This window comes from Lactobacillus leichmannii (assembly GCF_024701915.1).
Classification (GTDB): domain Bacteria; phylum Bacillota; class Bacilli; order Lactobacillales; family Lactobacillaceae; genus Lactobacillus; species Lactobacillus delbrueckii.
In genome coordinates this window covers 39,357-53,308 of the sequence record NZ_QOCY01000053.1, presented here as the reverse complement: position 1 = coordinate 53,308, position 13,952 = coordinate 39,357, and the positions used below count along the sequence as shown (strand labels likewise).

The following is a 13,952-nucleotide window of genomic DNA, read 5'->3' as shown; positions in this document are numbered from 1 at the left end:
ACAGACCGTCTCAATCAGCTCATAGCCGAAACGGACGAGCCTGTCTTTGTAGTTGACGACTATCTTGCTGCAGCCTACCACTACTTGAAGTCATTTATCAAATAGACAGAGAGAAAAAGACGACTGAAATTAAGCAGCCGTCTTTTTTTGTTCACTTTTCTGTCCCGCCCTTTTCCAGGTCAAGGAGAAGTTTTTTAGCTGCAAGGCCAGCGGCGTAGCCGGTAAGGCTGCCGTCGGCCCCGATAACCCGGTGGCAAGGGATTAAAATTAAGATCGGATTACAATTGTTGGCCAGGCCGATTGCCCGGCTGGCATTCTTGTCGCCGGTCATTTCAGCCAGCTGCTGGTAGCTTCTGGTCTCCCCGTAAGGAATCTGCTGGAGCTGCTGCCAGACCTTTTGCTGGAAGCTGGTGCCTTCAGGTGAAAGGGGCAGGTCAAATCTTTGTCTTTGGCCGGCAAAGTATTCCTTCAGCTCCCTCATGCAGGCCTTAACCAAGTCACCTGACCGGTCATTTGGGATAATCCGGTCAGCCGGGACTTGCTCTATAGCTTGACCAGCCTTTTTCTCAAGATAATTTGCCGGTTCAACACAGAGGATGGCGTCTTGGGAAGCGACAATTCTGAGGGGGCACAATTGGCGTGTCCATGACGGCCCGGGAGATATTTTGGGCAAAAAGCTGCCGGTACTTAGCTGGCGGCATCCCAGACAGATTGCGGAAATGGGCATAAAAGCTGGAGTAGTTAGTGTAGCCGGAATTAGCGGCAGCGTCGAAAACGCTGGATCCGGCCTGCAGGGCTTGCTTAGCGGCAGCGATTCTCACCTGGATCAAGTATTCTGCCGGCTTCATGTCATAGTAACGCTTGAAAACCAGGGACATTTGCTTTCTAGTTACGCCCAGCTCTTTCAGCTGCTGGTTAAGCTCTTGCCGGTCAGTAAAATATTGGTCAAAGACGGCCTTGCTTGCTTTAGCCAGGTCGCGGTCCGGGTCATACTGGGGCAGGTCAGGCCGGCAGCGTTTGCAGGGACGGTAGCCAGCGGCTTCTGCTTCCGCACTGCTTTTGAAATACTCAACATTGTTTCTTCTGGGACATTTTGACTTGCAAGAAGGCCGGTAGAAAATTCTTGTTGTCTGCACAGCATAAAAGAACTCGCCGTCATAAGCTGGGTCGCAAGTTTGGACTGCCTGCCACATTTCGTTGTCATCCATAGCTCTTCTCCTCGTTGTCAAACAGTAGAAAGTTTTTAAGAAGCACTTTCAGCTATATGAAACTTTAACATATTTAGTCAGTCTTTGCTTCCGAAAAAGGCAGATTCAATTGTTAGGATAAAAAGGCGGCTGACCCAAGTCAACCGCCTTTTAACTCTATGCAATTATTTCTCAATGGATTTGGCTGCTTCCAGGCCGGCAATGCTGCCGGAGTTTACGGCAAAGCCATAGTGTTGCCTGGCAGGGTAAAGTTATAGCTGTCAGCATAGATGGTGTTAGCATCTGATCCCGCGCTGTAGAGACCTGGAATAACCTGATCTTCGTCCATCCAGGACTTGGCAGTTTTCGTCAATCTTAACGCCGCCAACCGTGCCATAAGCACCGCTGTAGAACTTGCCAACCAGGTAGCCGCCCTCCCCGGTCAATTTGTGGAGGTAGTCAGGATTCTTGAAAAATTCCCTGTCTTGGCCATGATCACAATAGCTGTTGTAGTCGTCAATAGTCTTTTGCAGTTTAGCTGCTGGGATGTTCAGCTTTTCAGCTAATTCGCCGACGCTGTCAGCGGTGATGATAGCCTCATAGCCATTTTCTTCAGCCTTCTTAATGACTGGGTCCAGCAGCTTAAAGCCAGCAGCTGGGTGGACGATGTCTATGATGTCGGGACCTTCATCTTGGTACTGCTTCAGAATTGCCCGGTCCATGATGACATAGGCATAGTGGCCTGGCTGAAGGAACATGGCATTGCCAGAGAAGGTGGTATTGCCCAGCATCCCTTCATCCATAAAGCGGTCCCCGTCCTGGTTGATCATCAAGTTAGGCTGGCGCAGAACCCCATCGACCACCATGTATTCCAGGTTGTGCGGCAGGATGTAGATCATTTCGACCGTGTCGCCGTACTTTTGGGCCCCGGCCTGCCACATCATCTTCAAGCCTTCGCCCTTGATGCCAGGCACGTTGAAGGTAAAGAAGTTCTTGTCCAGGTCAAAGCCCTGCCGCTATTTCAGCATTTCTGCGCTTAACCCGTAGCCGCCAGTCGCAACGACCACAGCCGTGGCTTGGACCGTGTATACAGCTGTATCACTGGCCGGTCACCTTGCCTTCTTTAGTCAACAGCTGCTTGACAGGGGTCTCCAGGTAGAACTTGACCCCCAATTCTTCAGCCCGCTTGGTTAAAGACTTGTTCACGGCTGAGGCACAGCACAGCCCGGCCCGATCTTGCCATCCCCTGGGTCAACGATGTGCCAGGTGGCGTTAGATTCCTTGAAGTAGCGGAAAGCCCCGGCAAACTTGACCCCCATGCCTTCCAGCCAGTCAATGGTTGAGGCGGATTGCTTGAAGTAGCGGGCGACCAGGCGGCCGTTGACCCGGTAGTGGGTGTATTCCATCTGGTTCTTCAAGGCTTCAGCCACGGAGATTTCATTGAAGTTGGCCTTTTGGATCTTGGTATTGATCCCCAGTGGCCCCATCCCCATGTTAGCGGTCCCGCCAGTAATCTTTTCCTTTTCAAAAACGAGGACCTTGACCCCCCTGTTCAGCCGCGGCAACGGCGGCCGCTAAGCCAGCTGGGCCGGCAGCAACAATAGCCAGGTCGGTGGTCAATTCTTCAAAGGATAAAACACGAGAGATATTAGAATTATCATGAGGAAAATCTTTGTTAATTCTACTCCTAACAATATGGATAAGTTTATATCTATCTCCAACTTTTCTTGAACTGAGTTACGGCATACTTAGTCTTAGATAGAAACTCCAAAGTATTTATCTTTATTGACGTGAACTTACGAAAAGAGCACAAAAAACGCGAAATTAGTTTAATCAACATTTTTTCGCGCTTTTTTATATACTCAAATATTAGTGAGTAATCTTTACTCTACAACCCTGTCCTTGCCTGCTGCCTCTTCTAAAGCCTGCTGCAGGGCTGGGTCAACAGCGTGAAGATACAAGCCGTGAACTCCCCGTGTCAAGAGAACATTCAGTTCGTTTGGCAACAGATCTTCCGCAAAGTTTTCCTTAGTCCCATCCGCAAAAGTACGATACTGGATAGCATCTTTATTGCAGCTCTCTGCAGGGACATGGATGATTTTGCCATCCTTAAGTTTTACAGAGGGGCCAATTTCAACACCAACATAGTTGAGGTCAAAGCCTTGGACTGTGTAGGTTGAGCCAATCTCATCAATTGTCACTGGCTGTTGTGCCCATGACAGCTCCTTATAGCTAACGCCATCGTCAGTTCTTCTAGGCTTTTTGACTTGGTAATTCCATGGCATCTTCCAGTCACCTTCACTGACTTGCCAGAATTCAGAGCCATCGTTAGGGCTGCTCTGGCTGGAATATTCCCAGTCGTAAGTTGCAACCATCCGGCTTATGCCATTATTTTGGTCATCGTTCTTTTCTTGGATGGCTTTCTGCATATCTTGGGGCTTCTTGAAGACTTTAATTTCATACTTGCCATCTTCTGGAACCTTGTCAATCAGCCCCTTGTTTATGACATTATTCAGCCATTCAATAGTCTGAGGCTCAGCATCGATCCGCATTTGGTTGTGCAAATGGATAATGTTCTCTTCTCCAATGCTGTCTATAAGCTCTTGGAATGAATTACCTTGCCAAACTTGAGTCTTAGAAAGCACCTGCTTTTTATCATAAATGGCAACAACAATTTTTGCACGCTGGCGAATATCTGTCAGCATGTTAGCCGTATCTGACGTGTAGCCTTGATTCTTCTGAGTTCTAAGTAGGTGCGCTTCATCAACAAATGCTACGTCTACCGGATCATCTGGAGAATAATGGTTTATAAAGCTAGCTGGTTTAAGAACGCTCTTTTCATCCCCGATACCAAGCTTCTTAGCAATCTGCTGGTAAACTTTGAGCTGTTCATCATGGTTGACCATCATTGCCAAAGAAATCTTATTGCCATCTTTACCAGTCAATTTGGCCAAATCATAATAAACGTTGCTCATCAAGACGGTCTTACCAGCACCGGCATCCCCGGTAACCAAGATAAGCTTGCCTGTCTCATTCTTGTCCAGAGCCTCTTGAACGCGCTGAAGAATCAGATCCTTAGCCTTGTTCTGTTCCTGCGTCAGTTTGTTAAAAGGTGAAGCTTTAAAAATCGATGAATTTTCAATTTCTTTTCTGGCAGGGAAAAGATACTTGTAGTCTTTTTTCGCTGCTAAAGTATCCCAGATCTTATTGAAAATCGGCACAAACTCATCTTCTGTGTAATACATCCGCTGAGCGTTTTCACGGCGGTTATTTAAGTGAGAGACCGCATCGACACTACTCAGGTACTGCATCATCCGATTCTCGATGTCCAGGGTTAGTGACTTGTTGAAGTGCTTGTGACCGATGACAAACATGTGGGCATTATTGGCGTTCTTCAAGCCCTGCCAGTCTGTTCTGCGCTCTGCATCCCCATTCAAGTGTTCTAGAGTACGCCGCTGAATATCAAGGGTTTCTCCGACGTAAACGGTATAGTCATGACGGTACTTGCTTTGCTTGCCCGGTTGGTAAATGATATAGACAGTCGGGTAATCGATCAAAAATTCTTGATCTGCCTTGTCTGCGTATGCTTGACGAATCTCTTCAATGATTTGCTTAGCATTGTCATCGCTATATTGAGTTTCGTAGATTATTGGTTCGTCAACTTTCATTTTGCTCCATCCTATCACGTAGTGTATATTCCTAGCTTATACTTTAAAGAGCTTTTGTTAAAAAGGCAATATCTAGGGAGAAAAATCATCCTAGATAGATATGGAAAGATTGACCGTATTTTATAAATTGTCACTTTGGGCGGCTACATAGATTTTCCATGAAGAATCATATCTTCAAGGTCATCAAAACTAATGATTTTTGTCCCGTTCTTAATAGCTTCTCGTTCAGCTCGAGCTGGTCTCCCATTCATCAACCGATCCTTTGTCACATGACCCTTTACCAGATAATCTGTACGACCACTAACGCTCTTTGTAAATATACCACCATGTTGCTCAACTATCGCCTCCACCCTTCTTGGTGATAAACCATATGACATACCCATGGTACAAAATCGGAGCCCAGATAGCTCATCCGTTGGTTGAAATTTTTCAAGATGATTTGTGGCGAATCTTTTGTAGATCTCCAGAATCGTCTTACAATTTTCTAATGCATTATGCTTACCATACGGTAACCCAAAATAGCTTCTCAGTATTTCCAAATCAAAATCTGTTAACTCTTCAAACATCTGCTCAAGCAACCACGCTCAACTAGGTATACCTATTTAAATTATTTCTTGCTTATTGAATTTGACTTTTTCTGGCCAACCTGCTACACAGCTCTTATTTTTTGCACAAAAAATCCTTCCAAGCAGCTTGCTTGAAAGGATTTTATCTTCTTATTCCCACAAGAACTTCTGCAGGACCCGGTCCACCTGGCTGTTTTCATGGAGCCGGCTGTGCTGGCCGCCCTTGCCAGTGATCTTCACTTCCTTGTAGCTCTTGGCCTTGATTAAAAGATACTTGAGGGATCTTGATGAATTGTTGTAGACGCTGCCGTCTGACTTTTTACCAGTATCGCCGTATATGTTAAGGACGTCAATCCCCTTTGGGTAGACCTGCTGGAGTTTCGTCAGTTCTTGATAAGTTGAATTCATTTTCTTCGGCTTGCCGGCTGCATCGATTGGGGAATCCTTCTCTATACCAACAATCCCGTTGAAGTGGCCGGCAATATCAACCTGTTTCTTGATCGTTGGGAAATTCTTTTTGGCAGAATAATCCATGATCATGTAGCTGATCGCCATATTGCCCATGGAGTGGCCCACCAGGTTCATCTTGGAAAAGCCCAGCTTCTTCTGGGCTGCCTTAACTGCCTTGTAGGCATACCAGCCATCCTTGTGGTAATCAGGATTCCGGTTGTCGGAGAAGCCGACCAGAACGATTGGGTTCTTCGGATTATCCGCGAGCTTGCCCTTGATTTTGACTAACCCGTTTTCTTCAACCCTGGCTTCTAAAACTTCATTGCTCTTGCCTGCTTGTCTAGCTGCATTTGCCATGTGTTTTTCTGCGTTGATGCTGGACCCGTAGCCATGGAAGAAAAAGGTTACCGTTTCTTTGGCCTGCTCCTCTTTTTCCGCCTTAGTCAAAGGCTTTTGACAAGCCGTCAGGAAAAGCAAGGCGGTCAGCAGAACCGGGATAGTTTTGGCCAAAAATTTGCTTCTTGTTTTCGTCTTCATACTTTCCATCTTTCCAATTTGTTTATTTACTCACGTCTATTCTACCTAGATAATTCTTCACTGACAAATAGTAAGCAGAAAAAATCCTTCCAAATATCTTGGAAGGATTTTTGTCATTTTTCCGTATTTTTTACTCGCCCAAATGCCTGTCAAACCAGGTCTGGATTTCCTGCAACCGGCTTAAGCGGTTCTTTGGCCGGCCGCTTCTGGACAGTTCGTGGTTTTCCCCATGGAAGACCACCATCCGGCTTTCCACGCCGTGAGACATGAGAGCATGGAACATCTGCATCCCTTCTTCAACCGGGCAACGGTAATCCTCATCTGAATTCAAAAACAGAGTCGGTGTCTTCACATTTTTCACGTACTTGAGCGGTGAGTGCAGCCAAACCTTTTCCGGATTATCATCTTCACTGGCCCCCACCTGGTCAACGCAAAATTCTGGGGCGATGTCAGACATATGTTCAAAGCTGAGCCAGTTGGAGATGGACCGCTGGGAAGCTGCCGCCTTGAAGCGATCGGTATGGCCGATCACCCAGTTGGTCATAAAGCCGCCGTATGAACCCCCGGTGATGCCTAAACGGGTCTGGTCGATGTCTGGATAAGCCGCCAAAACCGCGTCAGTAAACTTCATTAAGTCCTCGTAGTCTACTGTCCCGTAGCGGCCCCGCAGGTCCCCGTACTGGTTCCCCTGCCCGTTTGAACCGTGGATGTTGCAGAAGAAGACGAAGTAGCCGGCTCCGGCCCAAACCTGCATCTCATGGAAGAAGGCCTTGCTGTAAGTGGCGCGGGGGCCGCCGTGAACGTCCAGGATCGCCGGGTATTTTTTGCCTGCCTGGTAATCCTTTGGCAAAAGCACCCAGCCGTGCTGGATCCCGTCTTCAACTGATTCATATTCGACTTCATTGACTTTAGCTACGTATTTGCCCGCTAAAGCCTGGTTATTGTAGCTGGACAATTTTTTCACCTGGCCATTTTTAACCAGGTAGAATTCCAAAAGCTCGTTGGCAAAGGCTGCTTCCAGGAAAAATTCATTTTCACCCGTCAAACGGAAACCCTTGATGATGCCATCCGTAGCAAAAAACGGCTTGACTTCCTGACCGTCAAAAACGTAGATTTCATCGTGGTCAACGATGGTGGTCACGAAGTAGAACTTGTCGCCATAGACGTCAAAGGCATTGCCGCCGATCACCCCGCAGTCCCCAGCAATCGCGCTCTGGCCGGAATTGTCAAAGTTAGCTGCTAATTCCAGGCCATCTTCCGTCAGCCGGTAGAATTCCGGATTTTCGTTTAAGCCGGTCTTTTTATGAGTGTTAGCGAAGCAGTAGACTTGATTGTTAAGAGCAAAAATCGCTGAAACTTCGGCCTTGCCTGCTGGTAAAAGGAGCTTAGCATCACCAGTACTTGGATCGACTTCATAGACCGCCCCGTCAAATGGACGCCGGGTCTGGTAGCTGACCCCGACTACGTAGACTTTTTCCTTGGCAACAAAGGTCTCCATGACCGTGAAGTTCGGATCGTCTTTAAAAAGTTCAGTCAGCTTTTCTTCTGCCAAGTCCCAGACATAAAGGCGGTCGCGGAGCTTGTTGATGTAGCCCTGGCAGTTGAAGTAGTATGGCAGTTCATCCAGGACCTGGTAATCGGTGGACTTTTTCTCAGCTAAATCTACCCGTCTGGACAAAAGGAGATAGTGGCCGGCAACGGAATTGATTACCTGGTAGCCTGCTTCTTTGAAAGCAGCGACTTTTGCCGGACTGGCTTGGTCAAGTTCCTGCTTGTAGAGCAAGCAATTGCCTTTGCCCTCTTGAGCGGTGTAGTAGACACTATTATTTACCAAGGCATAGCTCTTTTCCTGCCCCAAAGTCGTTAAGCGCTTAAGCTCACCATTTTCAAAGACGTCCAGCCAGTTCCAGTAGCCTTCTCCATCGGCTTTGGCCTGGTTTCTGGCCAGTACTGCCCTTTGGCCGTTTGCTTGCAAGTTGCCCAGGCTGACGACTTGATACAAATCTTCTGCTTTAACTGCTTCCATTGTTCTTTTTCCTCCTGCATCTTGTATTTAGGTGACTTCATTATAGCAAAGTTAAAGTATTAAATTTACGCTTAATCTGGATTTTTTGTAATAAAACTGATTTTTCTGCCAAAATTGACCATATCGGCTATAATTTGGTTAGCGCTTACATACGAAAGGAGAAAAACATGACACTTGATAGAAAAATTTTACAAGCTGTTGAAGAAATGCGGACTGGATCTAAGATGCATGACGATAAGCGCGATGAAGGCTTGCCAACCGAAATTCCAGAAGTCGAAAGAATCAATGACTTAAGCTACGGGCCAGACCCAAAGTGGAACTTACTGGACATTTACTTGCCTAAGAAGCGGACCGGCAAGATCCCGGTCATCATCAGCATTCACGGCGGCGGCTGGGTTTACGGGACTAAGGAAACCTACCAGTTCTACGGGCTGGGCCTGGCTAAAGAAGGCTTCTCCTTTGTCAACTTCAACTACCGCCTGGCTCCAGACGTTCAGTTCCCAGGCGAAATGGATGATGTCAACCGCTTGATGCACTGGGTGGCTGAACACGGAGCTGAATATGACTTGGACACGGGCAATGTCTTCTTAGTTGGCGACTCAGCCGGCGGGCAGATGGAAGAGCAGTATCTGGCTATCTTAACCAATAACAAGTTCCGCCAGCTTTTTGGCTACGAACTGCCAAAACTAACAGTCAGAGCAGCCGCGCTTAACTGCGGGGCCTACTTCATGCTCACCCCGGGCTTTACTGATGGCGCGCCGAGTGCCTACTTTACCCCAGAAGCAGTCAGCGGCAAGGAAGAGATGCTGAACACAGAAAAGTATCTGACGCAAAACTTGCCACCGCTCTTTATCATGACGGCTAACCAGGACTTCCTGCACGATTCCGCTGTCCGCTTGGACGGCTATCTTTTGGCCAAGGAGATCCCGCATGAGCTCCACATCTACGGGGATATGGAGAACCCGCGTGGCCACGTCTTCCACTGCAATCAAAGAGACGACATCGCCAAGCAGTGCAACCTGGACGAGCTGAACTTCTTCAGAAAGCACTTAAAGCAGTAGCTACAATAAATAAACGCGCCCTTGTAAGAGGACGCGTTTTCGTTTGTTATTTTTGATCTGGCTTGGGACTGAGAATAACATAATAGATCTCACCAAAGTAGGGATTTTTGACCATATGAGCCACTGCATCATCGCTGTCCCCCACCTGCTGGTCACAGCTCTCTACAGCTTCAGCATAGTCTTCCGGAGCGATCAAGCCCTTGACTTTCCGGCCGATAAATTCGATAAACACTTCCATGCTAGAGCATTCCGTAATCCGCAGCAGTTCCCTGTTGGCAAAAAGGATCTTCCCGTCATCAAGTCTGGGGCGGCATTGCTTTGGGCAAGCAAAGCAGTTCCCTGTTGGCAAAAAGGATCTTCCCGTCATCAGCCCGGTAGATGAAGAAGGCACCAGGCAGGTTGACTGCCAAGTCGCGCAGATTAAAGCCCAGTTGTGCCCGTCCTTCCTTGACCATATCCGGGTGGTAAGCCGCCATCGTTCCCTTCCCGGTCATTTTCACGGCATAGAGGGCCGTATCAGCCTTGTTCAAGAGTTCTTCCCGGCTTGCCCCCTCAAAACCCAGGGAGATCGTATAAGGATAGTCTTTGCCTTGGTAGCTAAAAGTCAACTTTTGCCGGAAGAGCTTTTTAAAAATCGCCCGTCCCTCAGTCATTGTCGTCCGCTTCAAAAAGACGGCAAATTCATCCCCGCCGTTGCGGCAGACCTTGCCCAGCTGGCCGAAATTGTCTTCCAGAACCTTGGCAAAAGTCTTTAGCGCCGCGTCACCTGCATCATGGCCATAGAGGTCATTGATGTACTTGAAGTCATTGCTGTCGATCAAGGCACCAACTGAAGGCTCTCCTTTATGTTTATCCAGATATTTGCTTACATCCCGGTCAAAGTCAATGCCTTAACTTAATGACATTGTTCCCGAAGGAAACTGCTTTTAGCCAATCTATTCTTTTTGCTAGTCGACGAACTTGACGGCGGTCCCGTAAGCTACGACTGACTGCATGTCGCCGGCGATTGAGCCGGAGTCAAAGCGCATCATGACTACGGCGTCCGCGTCAAGTTTGCCTGCTTCTTCACGCAAACGGTCCAGGGCGACTTCTCTTGAAGTCGTCAACATCTTGGTGAAGGCCTTGATTTCCCCGCCAATCATGCTCTTAAGACCAGCCCCAAAGACTGACGCGAAGTTCTTTGACTGGGTGGTTACCCCAAAGACTTCACCGATTACTTCATACTTGCGGCCTGGGATATTTTCCGTCGTTACTACCAACATTTTGTTTTCCATTTCAATTACCTCGTTTTCTTCAAACGTTTCCTAGATTGTAGCACAAGGGAAAATTTTGGAAAGAGGTTTTTCTATACTTGTTGTAATATTATAAAGCACTAAAAAAAGCCGCCAGCTGGCGGCTTTTTTGCTAATGTATTACTAATTAAGCGTTAGCGTTTTGCTTTGCTTCTTCTTGTTCCTTCTTGTAAGTCTTGAGGTCGAAGCGCTTCATGAATGGGTACCAGATTAAGAAAGCAACGATCGCGCAGACGATCGCTATGACAGTACCTCTCCATGACAAGGTAGCCAGGTAGCCGCCAAGGCCGATTGGAGTTGGCCATGGTTGTTGAACTTTAATATCTGGCATAAAACCGATCGCGTGGAAAATGTAAGCTACGATGGCAGAAGCCATTGGCGCGCCGATGAATGGTACAAAGAGGTTAACATTGTAAACTACTGGCAGACCAAACAAGAATGGTTCATTGATGTTGAACAAGGCTGGAACTGCTTCAACCTTACCGATTTCACGAAGCTGGGTTGACTTTGCCCGGCCAGCCATCCACCAGGCGATCAGGAGGGTTGAACCTGAACCACCAAGGATGATGAAGGCGTTCATTGGGTCACCAGCAAAGAAGTTGTGAGCACCCTTAACGTTGGCTGCAAGGTTAGCCAAAGCGATTGGAGTGTAGAATGAGCTCATGATGTTGGCACCGTGGATCCCGAACCACCAAAGGAAGTGGATGAAGAAGACGATGAGCAACACGCCCCACCAAGTACCGGCAATGTTGCCGACGAATGAGAATGGCACATACATAACCTTGAAGATGTCAGTGCCCATCAAGACAAGGATTAAGTTGATAGTTGCTACTACAAAGGCAACGCAGAAGCCCGGAATCAATGAACTGAATGAGTTGGAAACACCAGCTGGAACGACGTCTGGCATCTTGATCTGCCAGTTGTGCTTAATAGTAAAGCGGTAGATCTGTACCGTTGCCCAGCCGATCACGATCGCCGTGAACAAACCGGTCGTCCCGATTCTGGTCACACCAGAAGCTGAAACTTGAATACCGCCACCGATGATGTTATCTGCCTTCAATGATTGTACGAACTGGATTGACCCGTTCTTGTAAACCATTTCTGGAACAGTGATAAACATTGCCATCAGCATCATGAACAAGGCATTAAGTGGCACGATGTTGATCTTCTCTTCTTGCTGGTAGATCTTGGCGTATGAGTAGGTAAACTGCCCGCCGAAGATCAATGACAAGATACCCATGGTGGCGTTGTAAACGACCGTGAACATGTTTGAAAACTTGCCAAGCGTGTGCGCGTACAGACCGGCGAAGCCCGGGATCGGAAAGGCTTGCGGCAGAACCGTCAGGATCAAGAAGATCGCCCCGACGATCGTAAAAGGAATTACCGCATAACCGGAATCAATGATCGATCTAACAAAACGTGAACCAGCAAACTTCCCAATGCCAGTCGCGAGTTTATCTCTTAATGAGCTTTGTGATTCAGACATGATATTTTCCCCTATTTTTTCTCTTCAATAACTTTCGATAACTCTTTTTGCTTCATAAAAAGCAGCTACTCCTGGTCCAAAGCCCGGCTCTTTTCCGCATTGCGGATCAGCGGCAAATATTTGTCTCTTCCCAGGAAAATATTGTGGATCCTTACTAAAGCAGCAAAAGCGGCTGCCATCCCGAGCAGTAGTATGCAAAGCAAGGCCAGAACGTCACTCTTATTAATTGCAAAAGGATAGATCATACTCTTTAAAGGCGTGAACAAGCATACGCTCAGCAGCAAGTTGAGAACAAGCTGGAAAATAAGGTATTGCCGGGTTCTCGGCACATCAGCCTGCTTATTATGCAGCTTGCTCAGCTGTTCAATCACACTGACCGTGCACCACGCGACAGCTACTGCCGCCAAGATCATTCCCAGCTGGCTGTTAACAGAATAGCTCACCAGCAGCCAGAAGAAGTTGGCGAAAAAGAAAGCGATGACGAAGTAGCGAACCATCATATAGCGGGCAAAGTAGGCGTAACGAACCCGGTCATCATGCCGTCTGTCCACGTAAGTCCGGCTTTGCTGCTTAGTTTTTGCAGACATGCTTGCTCACCTCCCTCGCGCTTACACTTCGGTCTTCAAACTGCCGCTGGCGTAAAGCTTTTCGTACAAGTCGACCATTTCCCCCGCCAAGTCGCGGAAGGTGATGGCGTTCATCAAGTGGTCCTGTGAGTGGACAACCAAAAGAGTCACGTGGGTATGCTGGCCTTGGGCTTCTTTAGTTAACATGTCCGTTTGTGAGTTGTGGGCGTCAAGCAGAGACTTGTCTGCTTCTTCCAGCTTCTCTCTTGCTTCTTTGATCTTGCCAACCTTGGCCAGGCGGATTGCTTCAAAAGCCAAGCTCTTGGCGTTGCCGCCGTTGGCAATGAGGCCCATCGCCGCCATCAAGGTTGCTTCTTCCCGGCTTTGCTGATTTTCAGCTACCTGCTTCAAGGTTTTTGCTGTATCTTTTAATTCAGCCATTTTTACCTTACCTTATTTCTACTTTTAATCATCATCACATGCCCTAAGCAGCTCTCCCTTTCTGCTAAGGACTTTAAATCTTGCTATTCAGCCATCAAGCTGTCAGCAAATTCCAGAACTTTCTTCCCGTTCATCATCCCGTAGTCCTGCATCGGGATTACCCCCATCGGAATACCAGTACCTTCCAGCTTCTTTTCAAAGTCAGCCTTCATGTAGCCAACTTGCGGCCCAAGCAATACGCAGTTGATTTCTTGGTTGGCCAGCTTGTTGTCGGCTTCTGATGCCGGGCAGGCAAAGATTTCGTAGTCCTTGCCTTGGGCCTTGGCAGCTTCTTGCATCTTCTTAACGAGCAGGCTGGTGCTCATCCCAGCCGCGCAGTTCAACATAATGGTTTTGGTAGCCATAATTATTTCCTCCTAGACTTTTCTCGTGTCTTTTGTTTACGCTTACAGTGTATATCGCTTTTAAGTGAAAGTAAACCACTTTCATCACATTTTTTTCTTACAGCCTTGAAGAAAACACCAATGAGCGGCGGTATACCGGACTTTTTACGGGGTTGAATTTTTAAAAATTATTCTAAAATACATATCTTTTAATTTCAAAAAACAGGACTTTCTTCCTAATAAAAACCAGTTTTGCTGAAACACTTGCGCTATTATTGCTGTGCTAAGC

16 protein-coding genes and 1 pseudogene are annotated in these 13,952 nt (G+C 47.4%); 1 reads left to right on the top strand and 16 read right to left on the bottom strand.

From position 1 onward, the window contains the following. The 9 genes and pseudogenes from DS743_RS09290 to DS743_RS08175 all read right to left on the bottom strand — a co-directional run. A pseudogene (locus DS743_RS09290) lies at positions 1 to 75 on the bottom strand (IS607 family transposase); the annotation flags it as partial. A gap of 76 nt (positions 76 to 151) precedes the next feature. Beyond that, positions 152 to 634, bottom strand: coding sequence for a methylated-DNA--[protein]-cysteine S-methyltransferase (locus DS743_RS08210; RefSeq protein WP_035184565.1), 483 nt, complete (start codon positions 632 to 634; stop codon positions 152 to 154). Continuing rightward, on the bottom strand, positions 585 to 1,208 hold the full coding sequence (locus DS743_RS08205) for a bifunctional transcriptional activator/DNA repair enzyme AdaA (protein WP_231128294.1): 624 nt from the start codon (positions 1,206 to 1,208) through the stop codon (positions 585 to 587). Before DS743_RS08205 ends, DS743_RS08210 begins: the two co-directional genes overlap by 50 nt. Positions 1,209 to 1,483: 275 nt before the next feature. Beyond that, positions 1,484 to 2,161 (bottom strand): FAD-binding protein, encoded by a 678-nt coding sequence (locus tag DS743_RS08200; RefSeq protein WP_231128293.1) that lies wholly within the window; start codon positions 2,159 to 2,161, stop codon positions 1,484 to 1,486. Positions 2,162 to 2,389: 228 nt separating this feature from the next. Then, positions 2,390 to 2,752 carry an FAD-binding protein gene (locus DS743_RS08195; protein ID WP_231128292.1) on the bottom strand — a complete coding sequence of 121 codons (363 nt, stop codon included), beginning with the start codon at positions 2,750 to 2,752 and terminating at the stop codon, positions 2,390 to 2,392. A 318-nt stretch (positions 2,753 to 3,070) separates the two neighbouring features. Continuing rightward, entirely contained in the window at positions 3,071 to 4,855 is a 1,785-nt protein-coding gene (locus tag DS743_RS08190; RefSeq protein ID WP_035184567.1) for a DUF2075 domain-containing protein, read from the bottom strand. 143 nt (positions 4,856 to 4,998) lie between these two features. Beyond that, a complete protein-coding gene (locus DS743_RS08185) occupies positions 4,999 to 5,421 on the bottom strand; it encodes a BRCT domain-containing protein (RefSeq protein WP_141372469.1) in 423 nt (140 codons plus the stop codon). 150 nt (positions 5,422 to 5,571) lie between these two features. Then, positions 5,572 to 6,408 carry an alpha/beta hydrolase gene (locus DS743_RS08180; RefSeq protein ID WP_035184570.1) on the bottom strand — a complete coding sequence of 279 codons (837 nt, stop codon included), beginning with the start codon at positions 6,406 to 6,408 and terminating at the stop codon, positions 5,572 to 5,574. Between the two features lie 130 nt (positions 6,409 to 6,538). Beyond that, the gene (locus DS743_RS08175; protein WP_035184572.1) at positions 6,539 to 8,434 is read right to left on the bottom strand and encodes an alpha/beta hydrolase family protein; all 1,896 of its coding nucleotides are present in this window, start codon (positions 8,432 to 8,434) and stop codon (positions 6,539 to 6,541) included. A gap of 167 nt (positions 8,435 to 8,601) precedes the next feature. Here DS743_RS08175 and DS743_RS08170 point away from each other — a divergent pair, with 167 nt between their 5' ends. Continuing rightward, entirely contained in the window at positions 8,602 to 9,495 is an 894-nt protein-coding gene (locus DS743_RS08170; protein ID WP_035184574.1) for an alpha/beta hydrolase, read from the top strand. A gap of 46 nt (positions 9,496 to 9,541) precedes the next feature. Here the strand turns inward: DS743_RS08170 and DS743_RS08165 are convergent, their stop codons facing one another. The 7 genes from DS743_RS08165 to DS743_RS08135 form a co-directional block, all read right to left on the bottom strand. Then, positions 9,542 to 9,733 carry a hypothetical protein gene (locus tag DS743_RS08165; RefSeq protein ID WP_231128291.1) on the bottom strand — a complete coding sequence of 64 codons (192 nt, stop codon included), beginning with the start codon at positions 9,731 to 9,733 and terminating at the stop codon, positions 9,542 to 9,544. Between the two features lie 58 nt (positions 9,734 to 9,791). Continuing rightward, positions 9,792 to 10,352 carry a GGDEF domain-containing protein gene (locus DS743_RS08160; protein WP_257786138.1) on the bottom strand — a complete coding sequence of 187 codons (561 nt, stop codon included), beginning with the start codon at positions 10,350 to 10,352 and terminating at the stop codon, positions 9,792 to 9,794. Between the two features lie 90 nt (positions 10,353 to 10,442). Continuing rightward, positions 10,443 to 10,769, bottom strand: coding sequence for a heavy metal-binding domain-containing protein (locus DS743_RS08155; RefSeq protein WP_003613025.1), 327 nt, complete (start codon positions 10,767 to 10,769; stop codon positions 10,443 to 10,445). 145 nt (positions 10,770 to 10,914) lie between these two features. Then, positions 10,915 to 12,273, bottom strand: coding sequence for a PTS cellobiose transporter subunit IIC (celB, locus tag DS743_RS08150; RefSeq protein ID WP_003615304.1), 1,359 nt, complete (start codon positions 12,271 to 12,273; stop codon positions 10,915 to 10,917). Positions 12,274 to 12,338: 65 nt separating this feature from the next. Beyond that, positions 12,339 to 12,860: a hypothetical protein gene (locus tag DS743_RS08145; RefSeq protein ID WP_035184576.1), complete on the bottom strand. Its 522-nt coding sequence runs from the start codon at positions 12,858 to 12,860 to the stop codon at positions 12,339 to 12,341. Between the two features lie 21 nt (positions 12,861 to 12,881). Further along, complete coding sequence (locus DS743_RS08140) at positions 12,882 to 13,202, bottom strand: PTS lactose/cellobiose transporter subunit IIA (protein WP_181406068.1); 321 nt, start codon at positions 13,200 to 13,202, stop codon at positions 12,882 to 12,884. A 161-nt stretch (positions 13,203 to 13,363) separates the two neighbouring features. Then, the gene (locus DS743_RS08135; RefSeq protein WP_003615311.1) at positions 13,364 to 13,684 is read right to left on the bottom strand and encodes a PTS sugar transporter subunit IIB; all 321 of its coding nucleotides are present in this window, start codon (positions 13,682 to 13,684) and stop codon (positions 13,364 to 13,366) included. Positions 13,685 to 13,952: the final 268 nt, after the last annotated feature.